We start from the raw sequence: 24236 nt of genomic DNA, 5'->3' as shown, positions 1-24236 counted from the left end.
GATTTATGTTGAAAAAAGGGTGTATTTTTATATTATTAACGACTTTAGTGTTGCTCAATAGCTCTTATAAGCTTCAAGCAACAACAATTTTAGAACCTCAGGTTGAACCTGTCCAAGTTGTGCTTTTAGCAGGTCAGTCTAATATGGCAGGAGCAGGGAACTATGATGAATTAAGTGAAGACGTTAAACAACGAATTGAAAAAATATCCCATAGAGTGCTTCTAAGCTTTAATGGAAAACCTGCAAACCCTTTATCTTATTACAATAATAAGCCTAGTGAGAAATACAATTTCACAAAACGTTTTGGTCCAGAGCTATTATTGGGGCTAACATTAGCAGAGTCTAATCCAAATCAAGAGTTTTTACTTATAAAACGCTCACAAGGTGGTACAGCGCTTTATGGTGCATGGAATCCAAATTGGTCGCAAGCAAAAGCAAAAGCTGTTGAAAAAGCGAAGTTTAAGCAAAGCTTAAAATTATATGAACTCCATATTTCTGATATAAAGACAAACTTAGAAGCATTAAAAAGCCAAAACAAAACATATAAAATCATTGGTTTAGCATGGATGCAAGGTGAAAATGATGCCACCTTAGAAGTTGCTGCGAAAGGTTACAAGCAGAATTTAAAAAATTTGGTTACTGCTTACAGATCTGAATTTAATGTTCCAGAAATGCCATTCGTTTTTGGGCAAATAAATTCTAGATATGGTGTTAAAGGTGGTGCAAAAATGGTACGGGATAATATGGTACAGTTTGCACAAGAGGATTCAAAATCTATACTTATAAAAACCTCTACAGACAAATCATGGGAGGATTTTCCAAAGCATCCTGATAATGTTCATTATAATGCAGAAGGACAAAAACGTTTGGGTATTGCTTTTGGAAAAGGACTTCTTAACAATACAAAAAAGCAAAATACATCATTTGTAAGACCAACAAAAAAAACATCCTTAAAAAGTCAAGCAAAAGAGAAGATTAAAACCTTAAAAAACCTTATTAAAAAGGCAGAAAAAAAGAATATTGACGTTTTAAAGGAAAAAACCACGGTTAGAACTGCTGAGATCTTTTTAAAATTTGCTGATTGGGATGAAAAAAATATTGAGGCAAATTTGAAGTTGTTTAAAAAAGTGCAGTCATTCAAAAAAGATGCTGTTAAAATGGCTAATAATCTTCCAAATTTTGAAAGAGAAGATGTTATTCTAATGTTAGATGATGCAACCAAAACTCTAAATTTATTAATTGAAAAAAAAGAATTTAGAAAACCAAGTCCAAAAGTAGATTGGACAAAAATTACTCTAGATAAAGACCAGCTAACCTTTAATAATCGTCCGATTTTTATAACAGATTATACTTGGAAACCTAATACGAAAGAACTAACAGAATACCATGGTGATTTAGATGGATTTTTTATAACCCCAACACAGGTCGTAAGTGAAGATGGAGCTATAAGCAAACGAATTCGTGATAATTTGGAAACAAAACCTGATGGCTCTCTAGGTTTTATTTTTATGAATCATAAGAACATTCCGAAATGGGCAAAAGATAGCTATGGACCAAATTTTAGTATGCGTGAAGATACATATACAGCCTATGATATTGACAATCCTGGTGCAAAGGAACTTCAAAAAAAACTATTAAGTTATATTGTTCCAGAAATGGCTGGAAAAAGGTATACCAAATTGGGGTATATGTTATGTAACGAGCCACACTTTTACACATATAAATTTCCAAATAAAGAAAAATTACCTTGGGCATCAGGAGGTGTTTCTCAGTTTACAATTCAGAAATTTAAATCATGGTTAGAAAATAAACATAAAGATATAAATGCATTAAATGATGTTTGGAAAACAAACTATTCAAGTTTTAACGATGTGTTTATAGATATCCCGTTAAGTACTACATACAAGGGGACACCAATATGGTACGACTGGGCTTCATTTAATATGGATCGAGTTACAGATTGGTACACGTTCTTAAAATCTGAAATTACTAAACATGACCCCGAAGCTAAAGTGCATTTAAAAATTATGCCAAGTCTTTGGACAGAGAATAAAAGAGTTCACGGAATAGATTTAGAAGCTTTAACAGATTTAAGTGGTATTGTTGGTAACGATTCTGGAGCAGACCACACAAGAATATGGGGAAAACCACATGAATGGGAAGCACATTACGCTTTTGAGTGGCGAGAATTATGTATGGGTTACGATTTTATGAAATCGGTAAGCCCAAATAAAATCAATTTTAATTCGGAGTTACACTATCTATCAACGGTTAGATCAAGAAATTTATATCTAGACCCTAAGTTTGCTAGAGCTTCATTTTGGCTGGCGCATAGTTATGGCATGACAGCAAGTCAAATTTGGTATTGGCCAAGAGAAGCTGATGGTTCTATTTCCAAAAAGGCTATAAATGATAAAGGATATGCGGGGTCAAATAACCAACAACCAAGAGTGACTAATGAAGTTGCAACCACCCTAATTGATTTGAATTCATATTCTGAAGAAATTATGGCCATGCAGCGTCAAAGAAAACCGTTACGTATATTTTATTCTAAAACATCAGCCATAAATAAGAAGGCATACATGGATGATCTGTTTGAACTATACGAAGCATTACACTTTGAAGGGACATCCTTAGGTTTTGTAACCAAAGATATTATCAATAAACAAAATAATGAAGCATGGGATGTTATATTAATTCATAAAACACCTTATGTAACTATAGATGAATTGAATGCACTCCAATCTTATTTAAATAAAGGGGGTACTATTATCATAGATGATGAAAGTATATTGAAAAATGAATATGGACAGGCCATTCAAAAATTATCAAAGGGAAAAGGCACTTTAATTAATTTAGATTCAGTTTTAGAAGTTAAAGAAAAAGCGCTTTCTATTTTAAAAAGTAATAAACTCTTACCAGAGGTTTCAGTTTCTGAAGAAAACAAAATAGGACCAAAAGGTTGTATTTGGAAAGTAGTGAAGAATAAATTTGGAAATAACGTATTATCTGTTGTCAATGTCGGAAAATCAGATGCTACTTTATCCATTTCTTTAAATGGAAGTGATGAGATTATCTGTAAAGATTTAATAAAAGGTATTCCGGTTAATAATAAACCCACCTTGAAGCCAAATGATGTTTTTTTTGTAGAAGTTATCTCAAAAAATTAAAATTTAACAATTCCAAATTAAACTAAGTGTCATGCTAAGTGTCATATTTTGGTCTAACAAAACAAACAGAATTAAAGATGCCAAAGACCTATGTTTTATTTGTGTTTATTACAATTTTGAGCTGCTCAAAGCATAAAAATACACCGAAGGCAGATTCACTTCATAAAAATAAAAAGCCGAATATTATTTACATCTTAGCAGACGATTTAGGATACGGAGATGTTGGCATTTATGGACAAACAAAAATTAAAACACCCATAATAGATGAATTGGCGAAAGGAGGGTTAAGATTTACTGACCATTATTCAGGGCAAACGGTTTGTTCTCCATCCAGATGTGCTTTAATGACGGGCAAACATATGGGAAATGCTTCTGTAACACGAAACGGGCAATTGCTTGACCCCGATGATGTGACCATTGCCGAGCTATTAAAACCCAGAGGGTATAAAACTGGAATTATCGGAAAATGGGGCTTATCCAAAGGAGCAACTTCAGAGAATAGTCCTAACCAACAAGGTTTTGATCATTATTTTGGTTTTGATAATCAAGGGTTTGCGCATTTCTATTACCCAGAGTATTTGTGGCGTAATCATACCAAGGTAAAATATACGGAAAATATTGGGATACGCGATGAAAAAGGACATTATATAGAAGGTAAAGGGACATACAGCCATGATGAGTTTGCAAAAGAAGCACTTCAATTTATAAGAGAAAATAAAGAGCATCCCTTTTTTCTGTATTTACCTTTTGCCATTCCTCATGCAGAATTGACTATACAAGAAGAAGCAAAAAAAATGTATAGAGGGTTTAATTGGCCAGAAACCCCAAAAGAAGTAGGAGGGGGAGCTAAAAAGGGAGAAGGCTACGGAAGTCAATATGTTGATGGATATTGTGCTCAAAAAGAACCCAATCTAACCTATGCAGCGATGATAACCAAAATGGATAGTAATATTGGGCGTATTTTGGAGGTATTAAAAGAATTGAATCTCGAAGAAAATACAATAATCATGTTTGCAAGTGATAATGGACCATCTGGGGAAGGCGGTCAGGATATGTCATTTTTTGATAGCTCAGGAGGATTAAGAGGGCATAAAAGAGATTTATATGAAGGAGGCATACGAATTCCTTTTATAGTGCATTGGAAAGGTAAAGTAAAATCAGGTTCTGTATCAAATCACCCCAGTGCCTTTTGGGATGTATTACCTACAATTTGTGATTTAGCAGGTGTAAAAACTCCAAAGGACATAGATGGCTTAAGCTTGCTTCCCACAATTTTGGGAGACACAAAAAAACAGGAAAAACATGATTATTTATATTGGGAATGGCAGTATAGCAAGAAACCTAAATATGAAGTCGTTCGGAGTGGCAAATGGAAACTTTTTAAAATAACATCTATTAAATCTGATGAATGGTTTTATGAGCTTTACGATTTAGAGAACGATAAAGCAGAATCAACAAACTTAGCATCTCAACACCCAGAAATTATAGAAAAATTAGAGGCTTACTTTGAAGATGCAAAGCATTAAAAATTATTTTAAATCTATATATCGTTTAAAAGTCTCATTAAAAAGAGGGGGCTAAAAAGTAATTTGTTTTGTCATTCAGAGCAAAGCGAAAAATCTTATTTATTTAAAAATCAATGAATTATTATTTATTGAGATTCTTCATTTCATTCAGAATGGCACTTTTTAGCCCCCCTCTTTTTTATCATACCAACAATAAATAATACCTATTTTATAACTAATTTGCTTGTATTTACTTTTCCAGCTGGCGATACTGTATTTACAATGTATAAGCCCCTAGCAAGGTTATTAACATTTATAGCATTGGATTTACCAGTATTTTTTATAGTTTTTACAATTGAGCCCATAGAATTGTAAATATTAATACCACTTCCTTTTTCAGTATTAATGTTTACAATTCCTGATGTAGGATTTGGATATATGGAGAAATTATCGCCAGTTTCCGTTTCCGTGTCAAAGTCTGTATTTGAAGTTTCTTTAGAAGAAGTAATTTTACTACTGCTAGAACAAGATGGTACAGTATTTCCGTAAGTTCCGCTTCCAGACCATTGAAAGGTTCCTGTTATGTTACTACTAGCAGGGAATGTGATGCTAGTTGCATAGCAACCATTATTGGCACCACCTGTACAACCCGTTGAAGCAGTAGTCCTTCCTCCTCCTATAGATTCTCCTCGTACACTAGAATACGTCCTTTTAACTTCATCTGTGAAAGCAGCAACATAGCCATCTCTTTGCCCTGTATCACATTTAAAATATTTGAAATCTTTTGATTTAATTTGGGCTGTATTTGCTTTCCCAACAATTTTACTGATGCTTAATTTTACGCTACTGAATGTTCCTTTATTATCCTGAGCTCCATTTGATGTACCTTCTCTACCAATAAAACCAGCAGAACACTGTACTGCCCAAGTAGAACCAAAGGCTTTAATACCTTTAACATCAACAGAACCCTGATTTGATCTATGTGGAGATAAATTTACAGCAGCATCTCCATTTGTTACAACAATGTTTCTTCCAAAAACTCGATCTATAGAAGATCCTGTCGTTTTTAACAATGGGTCGTCACCTGATTCTAAACGTAACGTAATCCCGCCCTTACCATTTAAGTTTCTAAAGTACACATTTTTAGAAGCTTGTGCTTGAATTAAGCCATAGCCTACATGTGCATTTCTAATTCTTAAGTTTTTTACCACACCATTTCTTGGTATTTTATTCTTATCTGAAGATTGCGCTTGCGTGGACATTCCAATTCCAGCTATTTTAGTATAATTGTCAGTAATATCGATTCCGGATATTTTAAAGTTTGTAACATGCCCAACTTTAACAACAAACTCTTTTGTATTTACTGCGGCTCTAAGTCTAACCTTAAAAGCCTTACTTCTATCATTAGAATTTTCATCAATATTAGTTAGTGCTACATTTTCTGCAAAAGCAGATTCTCCTATCCTAAAAATCATAGTAGAATTGGTTACAGATTCAATAGTTATCGAAGGGTCTATTTTAAGATGAACATTACTTAAAATATTAACTCTTTCTAGATAGAACGTTTTAATCCCTCCATTAGGTAATAAGGTTAGTGTACCTCCCTTTTTACCATTTGGTGAAACAGTATTAGAAAGTGATGCTATGGCATTGTTAAGCCTATTACTGTCAGCATTACTTTTAACACCTGTTAAATTGTTAATAGTTACAGTTGCATTTCCATTTTTGTTTGGATTGTAAAAGTTGCTTTCGTTTTGTGCAAACATTATCGTTGCATTTAAGCATAAGAGCAAAATAAATAGTTTTAATTTCATAATTTCTTAGTTTAATTGTTAAATTTTTATTGATTATATAAAATTGGAGATATATAAATTGTTAAATGTATTCTAGAGTAAATAAAATGTATCTAAAAAATATTTTAACTAACTATCAGATAATCAGTGAATAACGTTCTAATGCTCGGAAGTCGCAACATCGTTGAAGTTGACTCGTGATTTAAGGAAGATTGTCCTCATTTTGGAGAGATGAAATTAAATTAATACTACAATCTGTTTAAAAATGAATAGAAAAATTAAAGATTTAGTTTTAATGATTTGTAAGTTTTAATTCTAGAAATAATAGAAATTAAAGTGTAGGCTTAATTTAATCGAAAATAATTCCTCGAGGTTCTGCCTCGGGGTTTCCGTTGAAGTTGTTATTCTCGTGTAAACGGGAATCTAAATAACAGAATTTCGGTTTTTGACCCAAAAGGTCAAAAACCGAAATTCTTTATTTTTTTAGATTAAGCCTTTTTTCTTTTTTAGAGTCTAAAAAGCGAAATTCTAATAATTATGAATAAAATAAAACAAACTATAATATTATTACTTACCTCCTTTTTAGTTCAAATAGGTTTAGCTCAAAATTTTTCTACAAAAGGAAATGCAATAAGACATTCTGTTATCGCTGAAGTTAATGGTGAAAGCATATTGTTTTTGGGAGAGTTAGATGGTAGCTTATCAAGCCACACAATTGAAGGCAAGGAATTATGGCACAAAAAAACAGATGAACCAGCGGTATTATTTGAAATAGAAGCTTCAGATATTAATGGTGATGGTAATGATGAATTAATAACAGCACATGCTAACGGATATATTTCTTGTTATAATAGTATAGGCAAGTTATTATGGAAGTTTCAACCAAAACATAAAGTGCGATTTTCTGAAGTAGCAGTGATAAAGAATGATGGTAAAGTTCAAATTTTTGCAGGAGGTAATGATTATCAATTATATGAATTAGATGCCAATGGAAAGCTAGTTTCAAAAACACCAATTGAAGGTGTAGTTCGAAAGATTGAAGGTGGTAATTTTATTGATGCCAATACACAAAGCCTTTTTGTAATGACTTATGCACATGATAAATTTCGTTGGGAATTTATGGGGTTTTTAGATGTAGAAACAAAAGCAGTCATAAAAAGTGTTAATTATACAGATAGAAGGCTTAAAAATTTGCGAAGAGCAATGGTTACTGATATTTCAGTAAGAGATATAAATAATGATTCTAAGACAGATATTCTATTTTTTGGTGATGACAAATTCAAACCTCTATTTACTGCTCTAAATAGTAATTTCGATGTTTTGGCTGAGTACTTAGGGAATAAAAAGCAAGTACAACGATATGCTCATACTCAAGGTGCTTTCTTAGCCACTAGAAATGAAATTATACTACAGCATGGAGGTCTTTTAATAGTTTTAGATGCCAAGGGCAATCATATAGGAACATCAGGTTCTAAATATGGTAAAAATGTTTTCAGTGATTTTGCATTCGAACCAAGATCAAATCAGTTGGTAGCAGCAGGTTCTGTAGATGGTGGAAATACCATATGCTTTTATGATTTAGAACAGCCTAAATGGTGGCTCACAACACATAAAAAGCAAGGTAGAATGCTTGAGGTTGAAAAAAACCTGGACGTTTTATACCAGCAAATATTAAATTTTGAATTACCAGAATATCAAGAGCCATCTGAACAAGAATGGGTAATGATAACAAAGGAAAAAATCGACCCAAAACTAAAATCATTAAATGGTACAGATGTAAAGTTTGTAATTCAAAAATCTCCAAAAGAGCGTACCGATCGCTCTCATTTGGTAGCTGTTTTAGGAAATATAGCCTTAAAAAAAGACAAGCGAGGAGCGTATCAAGACTCCCGTGAAGATATCATCCAAATGGCTAGAGATTTTGAAGCCAGAAAACAACCCTTTACATTTTGGGCTGGTCATGGTAATGATCCATTTTATATTCAAATTGAAACCCTAGAAAAAATATTAGAGGTTGCGCCAAATACATGCTATGGCTTCGTGTATGCAGAAATGGATAAGGTAGAAGACCCAAGAGTGATTCATTTTATTAAAGAATACCTTCCAAGATTAGCAAAAGCGATTCGAAAGCATAATCGAGCAAAATTATACTTCAGGTATAAAAATATGTTTTGGGCAGCAACATCGCATTTACCATTATGGAAAGACATGTTTTTTTCAGGCAAATACAACGATTTTTTAGTGCCAGCTTCTGAAGACACTAGTAATAGAATTCAAGATTTAAATTTAGCAGGGCGTATAGGTATGTATTCAGGAGGGTATGTAAACGACTTTGCTATGCGCTTAATTGATGATAATCCAACCAGCTGGCGGCCATTATCACCCGGTGGGCAAAATTCAGTATCCCCATATTTAAGACAAGGTGTAATAATGGCAGCCTATGGTGCACGTTATGGAATAGTATCAACAAGCGGATTCGTTGAATCTCCGGGTCTTAATGTCTTATTTGCACTTATGAAATCAGGTGTGCTTCCTGTAGTTGAAAAAGAAAATATTCAATCCATTAGCTCTTGGCATTTAATAAAAGATGTGGATGAAAAACTGATTCATTCAGTTGATAATCATCATAATTTAAAACAATATAGACAAGATGATGATAATGCAGTATTTTCTCTAGCTCAAATGCATTGGGCAGGTACAAATATTCCAGAACATGATTTTTCCAATGCTGCTTTAGGTGTTAAATACAGATGGTTAAATTATATGCCAGAAATGCCACATGGAATGGTTCCTATAGCTCCAATTGAATTAAAATCGATCTTAGAAAATAAAAATATTCCATATTTTGTGTCAAATGGTAAGACTGGATTTAGAGAAGGGGCGAAGATACCCGCAACAAAATTTGGTAAAACAATCAAAAAAGAAGTCTTAAAAGGAAAGAAACAATTACCGGTTTTGGTTTCAGGAGCTTCTTGGAGTTTAATAAAATTAGATAAAAATTATAGTAGGCTAATATTGGTTGACCCTGGATATATTAACCCTAAAAAGACTGAAGCAAAAATTACATTTCAAAATATAAAACCAAAATCAGTGAGAGATATACTTAGCAATAAGAATTTCAGTGTAAATACTGAAGATATAAAAATAAAAGTTCCTGCTGGTTCGCTAAGGTTTATAGACATAACATATTAATTTTTGATTTCATTTACTAATAGATACACTATTTAAACTTAGAAAAACACTTTATTTAAATAGGTAGCATAATTTGCATACAAAATAATAAAAACCTTTTATGGATTTAAAAATCAATATATTACAAAAAATATGTTTGCTAATTATTTTTCTAAATAATAGCTCATTTGCAATTTCAAATAGTTTTGATAGTGGTGTAAAAAGTATTAATACAAAGTATACCATTACAAAAGTTAGAACAGCAGTAGATAAACAAGGGACTTATGTAGCTTGTACAAGTTATGAAGGTACCATTTTAGCAGTAGGTTATGATGGTGAAATTCGTTGGGAAAACAAACTATCAGGATTTATGAATCATGATATTTGGGCTGGAGATGTTGATATGGATGGAGTAGATGAAATTTTTGCAGCGAATGCAGATGGTTCAATATACTGCTTAAATAGCAATGGCAAATTGTTATGGGAATTCAAGCAAAATGAAGCACCAATGTATTCGGTATGTGTGATACAAAAAGATGGTAAATCTTATGCGGTTTGTGGTGGTTATGATAATAGCTATTATTATTTATCCCCGAAAGGAGAACTAATAAGCGAAGTAGCGTCTAAAACGTATTCAATTGAAAAACCCTTTAGTAAAGCATTACATAAAGTACACCCTCCTAAAGGACTACATGTTACTAACTTTTTAAGACCAGCCAAATTAGCTAATGGAGAAGAAATTCTAGTTGTACATGGTGTGCAAAATAGCATGAGTGGTCCAGGGTCTGTTTACTTTTTCAAACCTTTAGAAGCTAAACCTTATCAAACTATTAAATTGAAAAAAAGAGGGCCATTTGGAGACCTAAAGGTAGTAGATGTCAATAATGATGGCAATAGCGAGATATTATTAGGGCGAGTTGGTGCAAAAGCAAAAGGAAACTATTTTACAATTATTGATACGAAGACAAATAAGCAGTCTCTTTTCGATTTGAATAAGATTAAAGAAAGAAAGGTGCTTAATCGAGGGATGTATCGTGTAATTCAGCCAGAAGTTGTTAGTAACAAAGGAAAAAAAGCGCATATAGTTTTACAAGGAAGTAACCTTGTTATTTCTGATTTTGGAGATGAAGAGGCCGATGCCGAAGTGCTACCAACACGATTTTCTTTTAACGACATGTTTAAAGATCCAAATTCTAATAAAGTAATTTTGGCAAGTGCTCAAAGTGGAGGTAGTGCTATTCATATTATTGATTTTGATAGTAAAAAATGGAAAAAAGAATTTAGAGAATTAAATCCTCCTGGAAAAATTCAAGATATTCTAGCTAACACTAGCGGTATAAAAAACAACTTGATAAAGTTTAAAAAGCCCAAGTATCAAAAGAAATCTGCTACTGTTTATTTTATGTCTGAGAACAGAAAGAAACCTGAGGCTAGAAAAAGTATTGAACGCATTGAAGCTAACCATGATAATCCAGTTTTCTTGAATGGAGGGAATTTTGATAAAGAAAAATGGGACCGTTCTGCTATGTCAAGTGAAATTTATAAAAACAAACGTGACCGCAGAATGAAATATAAACTTACTCAAGAAGAAGTTTTAGAAAAAATTAAAAAAAGGCACGATCAATCTAAAGGGAAAGGAATTTCTTATTGGGCTGGACATGGTAATGACCCTTATATGTATCAAGTGGAAACAACAAAAAAAGGGTTTGATATTGCCAATGGAAATAAAACCGTAATTATTTATCCTGAAGTTGAAGACCATTCTGATGAATTTAAGTTTGTAATGAATGATTTGATATTGCCATTAGCAGACTATGCCAAAACCAGAAATGCCAATATGTATTTGAGAAATAAACATTTGTTCTGGCAATCTAGCGTTTATATGAAAAAATGGGAACCTTTAGTTTCTGGTAAATACGCTAACGTTTTTGTGCCAGCCATGGAAGAAACAACAGATAAATCGATGGAATTAAGTTTTACTTCCAGATTAGGGATTTGGGCTGCAGGTGCTGTAGATAGTTGGGGTGCGCGTTGTGCAAGGGATAATGCCAGTTTTGATCGTTTGCGTCAACACTCAAATCAAACTTTACCGAATCATTTTTTAAGAACTATGGTGTATACCATTTCTAGCGGTGCTCAGTTTATAGATAATTTTCCTGTAGATCAAGAATATATGAGTTTGTTATGGGACTTGATTGCAGAGGGTGCTATTTACGTTCCAAAGCGTTCAGATATTTTAAGCTTTTCGCCGGTACATTTAAGTATTGCTAATCCAGAACATGAATATCTAAGTAGAGCTAGTAACGTAAAATGGTTAACATTTTTTGATAAAGAAAAAACAGAAAATGACCCCTATGTATTTAGCAGATTAAATGGCACATGGCCTGGAGCTCCATTAACTGAATGGGATTTTTCGAAGTATGCTGCTGGTGCCAATGAGAGACGTTTAAATTTTATTCCTAAGTATAATAATGGTATGGTGTTAATTACACCACCTCAAAAAGGTGTCTTTGCAGCAAAAAAAGTGTACCGTAAACTTCTTAAAGAAAATATTCATCCTTGGTATAAAAATATCATGAAGGAGTATTATTCTGATGGTAAGAATTATTATTCAGCAGATGGAAAAGAAACTTATGCCCCTGATGAGTATTACAAAGTAATTGAAGAAGATATAAAGAAAAGTTCGTCTCTAATTCCGGTAAATGTATCAGGAAATGTAGGATGGGTAGTTGCTCAGGTAGGAGCAAAACAATTACGTTTAACCATTGTTGAAAATGGTTATATCAATCCAAATAAAGAAACTGCAAAGGTTAAAATCAACAATATTGAAGTTAAAAAAATTAAAGATATTTTAAGTGGAGAGGAGTTCAAATTGAATTCTGATTCCACATTAGATATTGAAATCCCTTTAGGTGGTTTTAGATTTATTGATATTGAATTAAACGAGAAACTGTAAACTTTGTAAATTAAAGGAAATAATTCGTGTCATTTTGAATGAAATACACAACAGTTTTTTTAGATATATTTTCATTTGGTTCTCAGACTTTGGAGATAATTAATATTTAGTAAACAAATGAAGATATTTTTACAACTAGTGAGAGAAGCTAATGAGGATGCCAAGAAAAAGGATATTAAGCTAGTTTTTGAAAAAGGGAATAGCAATAAAAATATTAAAAAGTAATGATTGTAAGATATAAGAATAAACTGTTTTTTCTCTTTGTATGTGTATTGTGTATTAGTTTGTTTTTATCATTTAATTTAAAAGATACTGCCGCTCAAACTAATGACAAAAAAGATATTCATGTAGTTTTATTGGCAGGACAATCTAATATGGTAGGTCATGGAAATTATAGTGCTTTAAGCTATGATATTAAAAAGCGGATTGAAAAAGTGTCAAATCGAGTATTATTGAGTACATCCGACAATCCGAAAAAACAGGCAGAACCTTTATCGTATTATGTGGCTGTAAGTGACAAGTATTCTTTTGATATGCATTTTGGCCCTGAGCTATTATTGGGGTTAACGCTTGCTGAAGCGAACCCAAATCAGTACTATCTTTTAATAAAGAAAGCAGTAGGAGGTACTTCATTATATGGAGCCTGGAATCCGGAATGGACTACAGAAAAAGCTAATTTAGCTGAACGAGGGGCAAAACGAAAAAACCTAAGGTTATTTGAATCACATATTTTAAATATCAAAAATAATCTCAATATGCTTGAAAAAACAGGTCAATCCTATAAAGTCATTGGACTAGGTTGGTTACAAGGCGAAAGTGATACAAATAAAGAGATAACAGCATCTAACTATAAAATAAATCTTAATAATTTAGTAACGAGTTACAGAAAAACGTTGTCTCTTGATAATCTGCCCATAGTCATTGGTCAAGTGAATCCTTTATCAAGAAAATTTAAAGAAGGCCCAGAATTAGTTAGAGCAGCTATGGAAGCCGTTGCTGAAGGAGACGATTATATAGAAATCATAAAAACATCAACTAATGCAGATTGGTTGGATTATCCAAAACATTCAGATAATTTGCATTATAATACAGAAGGTCAAAAACGCTTAGGTATTGCTTTTGGAAAAGCATTAATTAATCTTTGTAATAAAAAGTAAAAATTAAACAATATATATGAAATTTTCATTCAAAGTCATTCCCTTGTATTACATTTTTATACTAACTATTGTCGGTATAAACCATGTAAATAGTCAATCTAGAAGTATTGAAAACTTTAACAATCAATGGAAGTTTGCTCGATTTGGAGCTATGCCAGATGGTACTGTATTAAAAGAACCAAAAGATTTAGATGAACCAAGCTTTGATGATTCCGATTGGCGTGTATTGAATGTACCGCACGATTGGGGTATTGAAGGACCTTTTAGAGCAGATTTGCCAAACCAAACAGGGAAATTACCTTGGGCAGGAATAGGTTGGTATAGAAAAGTATTTAAATCACAAAAATCTGATGTTGGGAAGAAAATATTTGTTGAGTTTGATGGAGCCATGTCTGGAACCTCTGTTTGGGTAAATGGTGGTTATGTTGGTGACTGGCCCTATGGCTATTCATCCTTCAGGTTTGATATTACGCATTACTTAAAAATAGGAGAAGAGAATACCATTGCAGTGAGATTAGATAACAAAGAAGCATCGTCAAGATGGTACCCTGGTGGTGGAATTTACAGAAATGTACGTTTAGTAAAAACAAATCCAATACATATTGACCAATGGGGTGTTTTTGTGACCACTCCAAAAGTATCTTCTAAAAAAGCAACCATTCACATTAAAACGGACGTGAAAAATGCAAATGAAGCGATTGAAGTGTTACATGAGATCTTCAATAATTCAATAAAAGTTACAGAGCAAAAAACAAATTTCAAAAATGAAGTTGATATAGAAATCTCAAATCCAAAATTATGGAACTTGCAAACCCCAAATCTGTATGAATTAAGAACGACTTTAATTCAAAACGGAGAAATTATTGATGATTATAAAACATCTTTCGGAATAAGAACGATAGAGTTTACGGCTAATGATGGGTTTTTATTAAACGGTAAGAGAGTACAGCTAAACGGGGTTTGCCAACACCATGATTTAGGACCTTTGGGAGCAGCCATAAATGTGCGTGCTATGGAGCGTCAAATTGAAATTTTAAAGGAATTTGGAACTAATGCCATTCGTACAGCACATAACCCACCAGCTCCTGAGTTTTTGGATTTGTGTGACAAAATGGGGGTTTTAGTTCAAGTAGAAGCTTTTGATGTTTGGAACAAAAAGAAAGTAGATAACGATTATAGCACTTTATTTGGCGCATGGCATGAAAGAGATTTAAGAGCTATGGTTCGCAGAGACCGGAATCACCCATCAGTTATCATGTGGAGTACAGGTAATGAAATGATTGAATTGCGTCAAGGACAAGATGCTCCTATGGCATTAAGACTAGCTGATATTATAAAATCTGAGGATTCAACACGTCCAACAACATTTGGGAATAGCAGACCAGAGGCGCAAACCAATGGTTTTCAAAAAACAACAGACGTTCATGGGATCAATTATAAGCCGCATATGTATGAGGAATTTCATAAAAATAATCCTAATATGCCATTGTATGGAAGTGAAACAGCTTCAACAATAAGTTCTCGAGGTGAATATTTTTTTCCAGTAAATTATGATAATAAAAAACAAGGTAGCGGTGGGTATTTTCAAGTAAGTAGTTATGATTACTCTGCTCCAAATTGGGCTTACCCAGCAGATAAAGAGTTTGAGGCTCAAGACAAATATTCCTATATGATAGGTGAATTTGTTTGGACTGGTTTTGATTACATAGGAGAGCCAACACCATATAACAAAGACAAAACGAACTTACTCAATTTTACCGATCCAGCCGAAAAAGCAAAAATGAAGGCCGAACTGGAAAAACTGGGGGGAAATATTCCACCTAGAAGTTCTTACTTCGGAATTGTGGATTTATGTGGTTTTCCAAAAGATAGATATTATTTGTATCAGGCGCATTGGCGTCCAGATTTTCCTATGGCTCATATTTTACCTCATTGGAACTGGCCAGAGCGTGTGGGTAAGGTTACACCCGTTTTTGTGTACACATCTGGAGATGAAGCAGAACTATTCTTAAATGGAAAATCTTTAGGTAAAAGAAAGAAAGAAAAATATCAGTATCGTTTAAGATGGGATGATGTAGTTTACAAGCCAGGGGAATTAAAAGTGATAGCCTATAAGAATGGACAAAAATGGGCTGAAGAAACGGTAAAAACAACAAAAAAAGCAAGTAGAATTAAATTGTCACCAGATAGATCTGTAATTTCCGCTAATGGACAAGATTTGTCTTTTGTTACGGTTTCTATTACAGATAAAAAAGGAGAAACAGTTCCTAGAACCCACAATAGTGTAAAGTACAATATCGAAGGTCCTGGAGAAATAATTGGCATAGGAAATGGAGATCCAACAAATCATGAATCCTTTCAAGCTAAAGAGCGTAAGGTTTTTAATGGATTAGCGCTTGTAGTTATTCGTTCCAAAAAGGGTGAAACTGGAAAAATAGTTTTAACGGCAGAATCTGAGGGTTTAAAGGCTTCCAAACTTATGATATCTACTTCTATAAAGTAAGTCATTATTTTAAATTACTGGCATTATAGCTTATGTACTGAGTGATACATATAATTTACGGAAGGTCTCAAAAAAGACTTTTAATTTTAGTTCTTTTACTCCAGAGGATTGTTTAGCCATTAATTTAAAATTTTATTTATATGAAGTTCAATAAGTTTTATGCTTATTGCTTGCGCCTATTCACAGGTGTTTTGCTGCTTTTTTCTTGCCATACAGAAAAGAAACTGTCTACTAATTCTAAAAGTAACTGGGCTCTAGATTTACCTAATGGACATCCTGCGTGGTTTTCTGTAAAGGGAGACAGTACTGAGGTAAAAGGGGAAATATGGACTGTTGGACAGCATAACAAAATTTTTGACATTAAAATAGTTGGCGATACACTCTATTTCAAACGCAAAAGTTCGGTTGGAAAACCTAAATATGTTGGAGGTTCACCAACAGGATCAAAAGTAGTTATTCAAAACCGAGCAGTTATTTATGGTGATGAGATGCAGCTTATTGCAAATTATCAATTAGAAGATGGTACAAAAGAAAAAGAAACATTTACAGGAAAACGATTACCACCATTGCCCTTTAAGCCAAATTTAGACTCCATTCAATACGATAAACCACCGTCACTTTTTAATGGCAAAAATTTAGAAGGCTGGGAGCTTACTAATCCCAACCAAAAGAATGGCTGGATTGTAGAAAATGGAATCATGGTTAATAAAACCCCAAAGCGTAGTTTTGAACCTTTTTCTAAGTATGGAAACTTAAGAACCAAGCAAGAGTTTGAAGATTTCAATTTAAAACTTGAGGTTAATGTTCCAAAAGGAGGTAACAGTGGCATTTACCTTAAAGGAAGATATGAAGTACAGGTTGTAGATAGAGATAGTCGTATGCAGGGGATTCAAGGGATAGGTTCTGTTTTCGGACGTGTTCGAGCATCAGAAAATGCAGGGAAAGAGGGTGGAAAATGGCAGCAATATGATATCACTTTAGTAAATCAGCACATAACGGTCATACTTAACGGAAAGAAAGTTATCGATAATCAGCCAATAGAAGGCGCAACTAAGGGAGCATTAAGTGCAGACGACACCAAATCAGGTCCCATATATTTTCAAGGCGATCATACTGCTGTAAAGTATAAAAATATCATTTTAACACCAGTTATTAAATCATCTATAAAAAAAGCAAAAACAAAATTTGTTGATTTTGATTTGAATAGCGATGAAAAATTACAAGGGAAAGAACTAGCTGAATTTAATCTGGACTATGTTGATCATGTTGATAAAAACATAGATGGAGCACTTAACAAAAAAGAGTTTAGAGTATATCATAAGTTTGTTGATAGGATGAATGCAGAACAGGCTTTAATACCAAAGCATATAAAAATTTATAAAAATATTCCCTATGTAGAAAACGGTCATAGAACCCAAACACTAGACCTATATTTTCCCAAAAACTATACCTCTGATAAACCCATGCCGTTAGTGATTTGGGTGCATGGTGGAGGGTGGAACAAATTGTCTAAAGAAGATTTTGGAAAACATTCCATATTGTTAGAACATGGTTTTGCAATGGCGTCAATAAATTATCGATTGAGTCGCCATGATATCTTTCCTGCTCAAATACATGATACTAAGGCTGCAATAAGATACTTGAGAAAGTATGCATCAGATTACCATATAGATCCAAATAATTTTGGGCTTTGGGGATCTTCTGCTGGGGGGCATTTGGTTGCCCTTGCTGGTCTTACAGGTAGTACTAATGAACTAGAAGGTAGTGTTGGAGTGACCGATGTATCTAGCCATGTTAATGCCGTTTGTGATTGGTTTGGACCTTCTGATATGATTAAAATAGTAGAAGATCTAAATGTACAAAATGGCACTACACATGTGCCTAATATTACAAATCTTTTAGGGGGTACAAATGAAGAGAAACCCTTATTAGCAAAACAGTCTAGTCCAATACAATATGTGTCAAAAGATGATCCTCCATTTTTATTGATGCATGGAGACCAAGATAAGCTTGTGCCTTTAAACCAAAGTGTCATTTTACATGAAAAACTAAAAGATTATGGTATAGAAAGCGATTTGGTTATCATAGAAGGCGCAAAACATGCCTTTTTTAAAGAGCAGAAAGAACTTAATTACGTAATAGAATTTTTTAAAAAGCATTTATCGAACTAAGAAGTTATGAATACTAAAAATATCTTGATTAAACTAATGATAAAAACCCTTTTAGTATTTGGGCTTCTAGCATTACCGGCCTTTGTTTTAATACCTATAAACGGAAATTATACCTCGGTTAGAAGTGTTGCCAATAAAAAACCAAACAAAGTACATGCGCCTTTTAACAAGAAATACCCCAAAGAAGATTTAGGTCAAATTCTATCATGGATAGACTGTGGTAAGGCTTTAAGTGCAGTAGGTTACCATAAGGGGCTTATGGTTGCGCCAATGAGTTTTGATTTTGGAGGAGGTATAGGAGATGGGGCCTTTGCCGCTTATAATATTGATGACCCAAGAAATCCAAAAACGGTATTTGATTCTAGAGATTATCCGGAATTATATCATGTAGAGGGAAAAGAACATTATTTAGGTGATTTGGGAGAGCATCATGGATTATATTATTACAAGGATATGATGTTGTTTTCAGATCGAGGTAAAAACCACAACGGCTTTTTAATTCTTGATATTGGTCCATTATACGATGATGATCCAAAAACTTTACCAAAAGTAGTTTGCCGTTATCATTTTCCTGAAGTTGAAAAATCAACAGTATATGATGGGTTTACCTTTGCACCTGCATGGGTAGGAGGGAAATATGTCTACGCGCCAACAGGGGCTAACGGGTTGTTTATTATAAGTACAGAAAATTTTAAAGAGCCTAAATTATTATCGCATCTGCGAAAAAACGAATTATACAATCAAACCATACGCTCTGTTCATGCTATTGGAGATATGTTGGTGCTTTCGCCAGCAGCAGTAGCAACTGCAAAAGGGCACATGGTTTTAATGGATGTAAGTGACCCAAAGCATCCTAATCTAATAAACCATAGAGCTATTAAAATAGGATATCAAGGGATTTTATATGGCGATCGTTTTTACAATGGTGCTTTTTCAGGAGAGAAGAATGTAGATAAGATTTCTAAAATTCTTACTTACGATTTTTCCGATCCGATGGATATTAAAGAAATTGAACTAGGAAGCACTGATAAGATTTTTAAACCAGAATACATGTACCTACAAGATGATAATTTATACATAGGGCATTATCCTGGTCTTACAAGGTGGGACGTAAAAGATGATAAAGCGTCTTTTGTTATAGGGGTAGAACCACAGCACCCACCGGGTAACGATTATGCTTTTGTATCTCCGCTAGGAAACCTTTCAATAATAACTTCAGATCATGAAGTAGAAAGTAAATTAAACTTGGGTGTGCATCAAATAGCCCCCGATTTAAAAGATCCTGAAGTGCGAAGTGTATTTCCTAAAAACGGCAAAAAAAATGTATCACTTTTAGGTAAAATAGGAATTTCTTTTTCAGATTTTATAGATAACGAATGTTTAGAGAATGGTGCTGTTTACGTAAAAGAAAAGGGAACAGATAAAATTGTAGATTGTGGTTTTAGCCATGGTATGGGGATTGTTCACGCTATTCCATATAAGCCTCTAAAGAAGAATACAAGCTATGAGGTATATGTTACCACCAATTTAATGGACTTAGTAGGCAATCCTTTTAAAGCAGATACCTTAGTAACGCAATTTTCGACAGGTTCAGAGATTGTAGATTATAGTTCCCAGGTGGTAGTTGATAAACCTAAGGAAGTAGGGGATAAGATAACTCTTAAAGCCGTTATAAGTAACAAAGGAAAGTCAAAAATTAGTTACTCATGGGATTTTGGAGATGGTAGCCATAGCACGCCTTTTTCATCAAGCACATCCATAAAAAAGACCTTTTCAAAGCCGGGTAATTATAGCGTTACGTTAACTACAAAAAAAGAAGGAAGTGATAAGCTTATAAAAAGTTCTGCGGTACAAGTCGTTTATGCGCCATTAGAAAATAACCTGCCAATTTCAAGTAGTACTGTTATTTTAGATGAAAATGATAATCGTTTTTATGTGGTAAATCCAGATAATAATTCATTTACAGCCTTTAATACGAAAACAGGTAAGTCTATATATGAAAAACCTACAGGCAAAGAACCTACTTCAATCATTAAAGAAGATAATGAACTATGGATTAGTTGTGCAAAAAGTGATGCTATTTTTGTGCATGATGTAGAGTCAGGCAAGCACCTAAAAACAATTTCGTTAGGTTATGGATCTGCACCATATGGTCTAACACTAAATAAAGAGTCGAAATTTGCTTATGTTGCCCTGTCAGCAACGAATACCCTACAAGAAATAGATACAGATAGTTATAAAATGTTGCGTAATATTCAATTAGAAGGTCCATTAAGGCATGTGGCATTTATTCCAAAGAAAAACAGAGTTGTAGCAAATCAACTTATTGCGTCTAATCAAGAGGGAGCAAGAGTACAATGGGTAGATGTGAAAAATTGGGAAGTATCATACAACAAGGTTTTAAAGCCAACAATGGTAAATGACGGCTTATCCAATGGTAGAGGTTACCCAAACTATTTAGGAGCTATGGCGGTAAACCCACAACAGACAGACTTATGGATACCAGCAAAAAAGGATAATTTATTTAGAGGGTTGAAACGTGATGGAAAACCGTTGGTTTTTGACCATACCGTAAGAAGTACTGTAATTAATATAGATTTAGATAAAGAACAAGAAGTTGACGAAAATCGTTTAGACTTAGATAATAGTGATTTTGCTTCAGCAGCTACTTATAATGCTTTTGGAAATATATTATATGTTACTACACATGGTAGTCAAACTATTACTTCGGTAGATGCGTTCAATCCAAATAATCAATCCATTTTTAATTCTTATGGAGATGGCGCAAGAGCATTAGTTGCAAATAATGATGGAACCCGATTATACGTTCATAATCAATTGTCTAGAAACATAGCGGTTTTTGAATCTCAGCCAAATGGAGAACTAAAATATCTTACTAAATGGAGAACCGTAACTAACGAGTTATTAGATGCAGACATATTGGATGGTAAACGAATATTCAATAGAACCAATATTAGCAATTTATCGCGCGAAGGGTATATGAGTTGTGCAAGCTGTCATATAGATGGAAGCCACGATGGACGTATTTGGGATTTATCTAATTTAGGTGAAGGATTAAGAAATACTATCGATTTAAGAGGAAAAGAAGGGATGAAGCATGGAACCTTGCATTGGTCTGCTAATTTTGACGAAGTTCAAGATTTTGATGACCAAATTAGAAACTTAAATGAGGGAACAGGGTTTCTTTATGATGTGCTTAGAAAGGCGCATAAACCGTTTTTTCCTAGTAAGTCAGGTTTGCATGTTGGGTTAGATAACTTAGCAAAATATGTAACGTCTCTTTCAGACTACCCTAAGAGTCCTTACAAAAATGATGATGGCACTATGACAAAAGCAGCAAAAAAAGGCCGTTCACATTTTATCAATTTAGAATGTTATACCTGTCATTCAGGATCAACATTTACCGATAGTGGATTTGGAGTCATGCATGATGTAGGAACGATTACCAAAAATAGTGGGAATAGGCTAGGGAAAGAACTAAATGGTATAGATACACCAACATTAATAAGTATTTGGCAAAGTGCACCATACTTACATGATGGATCTGCTAAAACATTAGAAGAGGTGTTTAATACAGGACAAGGTGAATTAGTAAAAGTTCATAGGAGGGCAAATACATTAAGCAAAAAAGAAAAAATGCAACTCATAGCATTTTTAAAGGAGCTAGATAATGAAGAAGGGATAACACCAGATGAATTAGGAAGTAAAAACATAAAACCTGAATTTAATTTAAGCGAATATGTAATTGATTACGATTACAAATATGAGGATATAGAATACCATATTGGAAAAGTTAGTGCTACGGACAAAGACCAAGAACAAGAGTTGGTTTATAGAATTATTCCTTCCGTTCATGCCCAGATGTTTACTATAGATTCCTTAACAGGAGAGATGCATTATAAGTTTAAAGAGTTGTATTTGAAAAACATATCTAATATGGTATTAACAACAAAGAAAACATTCAATTTTCAGGTTTTGGTTGAGGATAACGGAGATATTGTAAAGCGAGATACTACAAACATAACCTTTAATGTTACTTTTCCAAACATCCCTATAAGAACTCAAGAGTTGAATGAGCTTAAACGCTTACATCTTAAAATAGATGGAGGTAAAAAATTAAGTGCAACAGAGCAAAAAAGAATAGAAGAATTAGATAGCCAACTTAAAAATTATAACTAACCAGACTCATGAAAAGAATACCATTTTTACTATTACTATCAGCTTTGTTTTTTAGCTGTAAAACGGAGACAAAACAGGCTAAAGAAGCTGTCGATAAGTTACCAAATGTGGTTATTATCTATGGTGATGATGTAGGGTATGCAGATGTTGGAGTCTATGGTTCAAAACTAATTCCAACTCCAAATATAGATAAGCTAGCTGCAGGTGGGATACAATTTACAGACGGACATTGCTCTGCAGCAACCTGTACACCAAGCAGGTACTCACTTTTAACAGGGATTCATGGGTTTAGAGATAATATAAACATTTTACCGCCCAATGTACCATTAACTATTCCTACTGATGCTTATACCTTACCAAAACTATTTAAGAAAGCAGGATATACTACTGGAGTCATTGGCAAATGGCACTTGGGAATTGGAGAAGAAGATAGCGTTACTGATTGGAACGGAAAAGTGTCTCCAGGACCTTTAGAAATTGGATTTGATTATTCTTTTCTGTTACCATCGACAAATGATCGTGTGCCTTGTGTGTATTTAGACGGACACAGGGTATTGAATTATGATGCAAACGATCCTATTTATGTAAGTAAAGAATTGAAAGATGTTCAAATTGAAGGCAGTACACAATATCCTGATGGCAAAACTAATAGAGAGGCCATGACCTATTATCAAAGTACGAGAGGGCATGATAACAGTATAATAAATGGTATTGGAAGAATAGGTTATATGTCTGGAGGAAAATCAGCATTATGGAATGACGAGACGATGACCGATACATTTATCGAAAGAACAAAAACATATATAGAAGCACATAAAGAAGAACCTTTTATGTTATACTATGCGGCACAAGATATTCATGTGCCAAGAGCGCCACATCCACGTTTTCAGGGAAAAACAACATTAGGCTATAGAGGTGATGCCATGGTGCAGTTTGATTGGGCAGTAGGTGAAATTTTAAAGTCCTTAGAAGAAAATGGACTTACAGAAAATACTATTGTTATTTTTTCTAGTGATAACGGACCAGTTTATGATGACGGTTACGTAGACGGAACAACAGTAGTTAAATCTGAAGCCGAAAATGATAGAGGTCATGACGCATCTGGTATTTATACAGGGGGGAAATATCAAATTTATGAAGGAGGAACAAGAGTGCCTTTTATTATTAAATGGCCTGCAAAAATACAACCGGGAAAATCAGATGCATTAGTTAATCAAATTGATTTGATTGGTTCTTTTTCAAAATTACTATCTATAGATATTCCTGAAGGAGAGGCACGTGATAGCAGAAACACCTTAGATGCCTATTTAGGTAATGACGCAAAAGGATTGCCATTTATGTTAGAGGAAACCAGGTATAATCGAGCTATAAGAGTTGGAGATTGGAAATATATTAAAGGATATAAGCGAGGTAAAAAGAAATTCTCTCCAGAATTATATAATTTAAAACAAGATCCTTCTGAAAAAGACAATATTATTGAGAAACATCCAGATAAGGCCAAAGAACTTAAAAAACAAATTGAGAGCTTAATTGACTCTAATGGGTTACGTATTTGAATACGCTAAACTTAATTAGATGGCTCAAGCTTAAATTTTTAAGCAGGGTAGATG

Annotated in this window: 10 protein-coding genes; 9 read left to right on the top strand and 1 reads right to left on the bottom strand. The window is 33.6% G+C overall.

Features of this window, described 5'->3' with window-relative positions; translation table 11 throughout:
- The first annotated feature begins 5 nt into the window (after window positions 1-5).
- On the top strand, window positions 6-3170 hold the full coding sequence (locus Q4Q34_RS01765; protein ID WP_303317254.1) for a sialate O-acetylesterase: 3165 nt from the start codon (window positions 6-8) through the stop codon (window positions 3168-3170).
- Window positions 3171-3247: 77 nt separating this feature from the next.
- A complete protein-coding gene (locus Q4Q34_RS01760) occupies window positions 3248-4696 on the top strand; it encodes an arylsulfatase (protein WP_303317255.1) in 1449 nt (482 codons plus the stop codon).
- Between the two features lie 203 nt (window positions 4697-4899).
- Here the strand turns inward: Q4Q34_RS01760 and Q4Q34_RS01755 are convergent, their stop codons facing one another.
- Window positions 4900-6489, bottom strand: coding sequence for a T9SS type A sorting domain-containing protein (locus Q4Q34_RS01755; protein WP_303317256.1), 1590 nt, complete (start codon window positions 6487-6489; stop codon window positions 4900-4902).
- A 516-nt stretch (window positions 6490-7005) separates the two neighbouring features.
- Here Q4Q34_RS01755 and Q4Q34_RS01750 point away from each other — a divergent pair.
- The 7 genes from Q4Q34_RS01750 to Q4Q34_RS01720 all read left to right on the top strand — a co-directional run bounded on the left by Q4Q34_RS01750 (window position 7006) and on the right by Q4Q34_RS01720 (window position 24182).
- Window positions 7006-9660 (top strand): hypothetical protein, encoded by a 2655-nt coding sequence (locus Q4Q34_RS01750; RefSeq protein WP_303317257.1) that lies wholly within the window; start codon window positions 7006-7008, stop codon window positions 9658-9660.
- A gap of 100 nt (window positions 9661-9760) precedes the next feature.
- Window positions 9761-12595, top strand: coding sequence for an outer membrane protein assembly factor BamB family protein (locus Q4Q34_RS01745; protein WP_303317258.1), 2835 nt, complete (start codon window positions 9761-9763; stop codon window positions 12593-12595).
- A gap of 224 nt (window positions 12596-12819) precedes the next feature.
- Window positions 12820-13752, top strand: coding sequence for a sialate O-acetylesterase (locus Q4Q34_RS01740; protein WP_303317259.1), 933 nt, complete (start codon window positions 12820-12822; stop codon window positions 13750-13752).
- Between the two features lie 16 nt (window positions 13753-13768).
- Window positions 13769-16255 carry a beta-galactosidase GalB gene (galB, locus tag Q4Q34_RS01735; RefSeq protein ID WP_303317260.1) on the top strand — a complete coding sequence of 829 codons (2487 nt, stop codon included), beginning with the start codon at window positions 13769-13771 and terminating at the stop codon, window positions 16253-16255.
- Window positions 16256-16395: 140 nt separating this feature from the next.
- Window positions 16396-18426, top strand: coding sequence for a family 16 glycoside hydrolase (locus Q4Q34_RS01730; protein WP_303317261.1), 2031 nt, complete (start codon window positions 16396-16398; stop codon window positions 18424-18426).
- Between the two features lie 36 nt (window positions 18427-18462).
- The gene (locus Q4Q34_RS01725; RefSeq protein ID WP_303317262.1) at window positions 18463-22626 is read left to right on the top strand and encodes an Ig-like domain-containing protein; all 4164 of its coding nucleotides are present in this window, start codon (window positions 18463-18465) and stop codon (window positions 22624-22626) included.
- An 8-nt stretch (window positions 22627-22634) separates the two neighbouring features.
- Window positions 22635-24182 carry a sulfatase family protein gene (locus Q4Q34_RS01720; protein WP_303317263.1) on the top strand — a complete coding sequence of 516 codons (1548 nt, stop codon included), beginning with the start codon at window positions 22635-22637 and terminating at the stop codon, window positions 24180-24182.
- Window positions 24183-24236: the final 54 nt, after the last annotated feature.

Source organism: Flavivirga abyssicola (genome assembly GCF_030540775.2).
In the GTDB taxonomy this organism is placed as follows: Bacteria; Bacteroidota; Bacteroidia; order Flavobacteriales; family Flavobacteriaceae; genus Flavivirga; species Flavivirga abyssicola.
This window is presented reverse-complemented; position numbering and strand designations above follow the sequence as displayed.

Excerpts from the sequence above, each read along its gene's own strand:
- Q4Q34_RS01765 (WP_303317254.1), top strand. The coding sequence starts at position 6 with ATGTTGAAAAAAGGGTGTATTTTTATATTATTAACGACTTTAGTGTTG.
- Q4Q34_RS01720 (WP_303317263.1), top strand. The coding sequence starts at position 22,635 with ATGAAAAGAATACCATTTTTACTATTACTATCAGCTTTGTTTTTTAGC.
- galB (WP_303317260.1), top strand. The coding sequence starts at position 13,769 with ATGAAATTTTCATTCAAAGTCATTCCCTTGTATTACATTTTTATACTA.
- Q4Q34_RS01755 (WP_303317256.1), bottom strand. The coding sequence starts at position 6,489 with ATGAAATTAAAACTATTTATTTTGCTCTTATGCTTAAATGCAACGATA.
- Q4Q34_RS01745 (WP_303317258.1), top strand. The coding sequence starts at position 9,761 with ATGGATTTAAAAATCAATATATTACAAAAAATATGTTTGCTAATTATT.
- Q4Q34_RS01740 (WP_303317259.1), top strand. The coding sequence starts at position 12,820 with ATGATTGTAAGATATAAGAATAAACTGTTTTTTCTCTTTGTATGTGTA.
- Q4Q34_RS01760 (WP_303317255.1), top strand. The coding sequence starts at position 3,248 with ATGCCAAAGACCTATGTTTTATTTGTGTTTATTACAATTTTGAGCTGC.
- Q4Q34_RS01725 (WP_303317262.1), top strand. The coding sequence starts at position 18,463 with ATGATAAAAACCCTTTTAGTATTTGGGCTTCTAGCATTACCGGCCTTT.
- Q4Q34_RS01750 (WP_303317257.1), top strand. The coding sequence starts at position 7,006 with ATGAATAAAATAAAACAAACTATAATATTATTACTTACCTCCTTTTTA.
- Q4Q34_RS01730 (WP_303317261.1), top strand. The coding sequence starts at position 16,396 with ATGAAGTTCAATAAGTTTTATGCTTATTGCTTGCGCCTATTCACAGGT.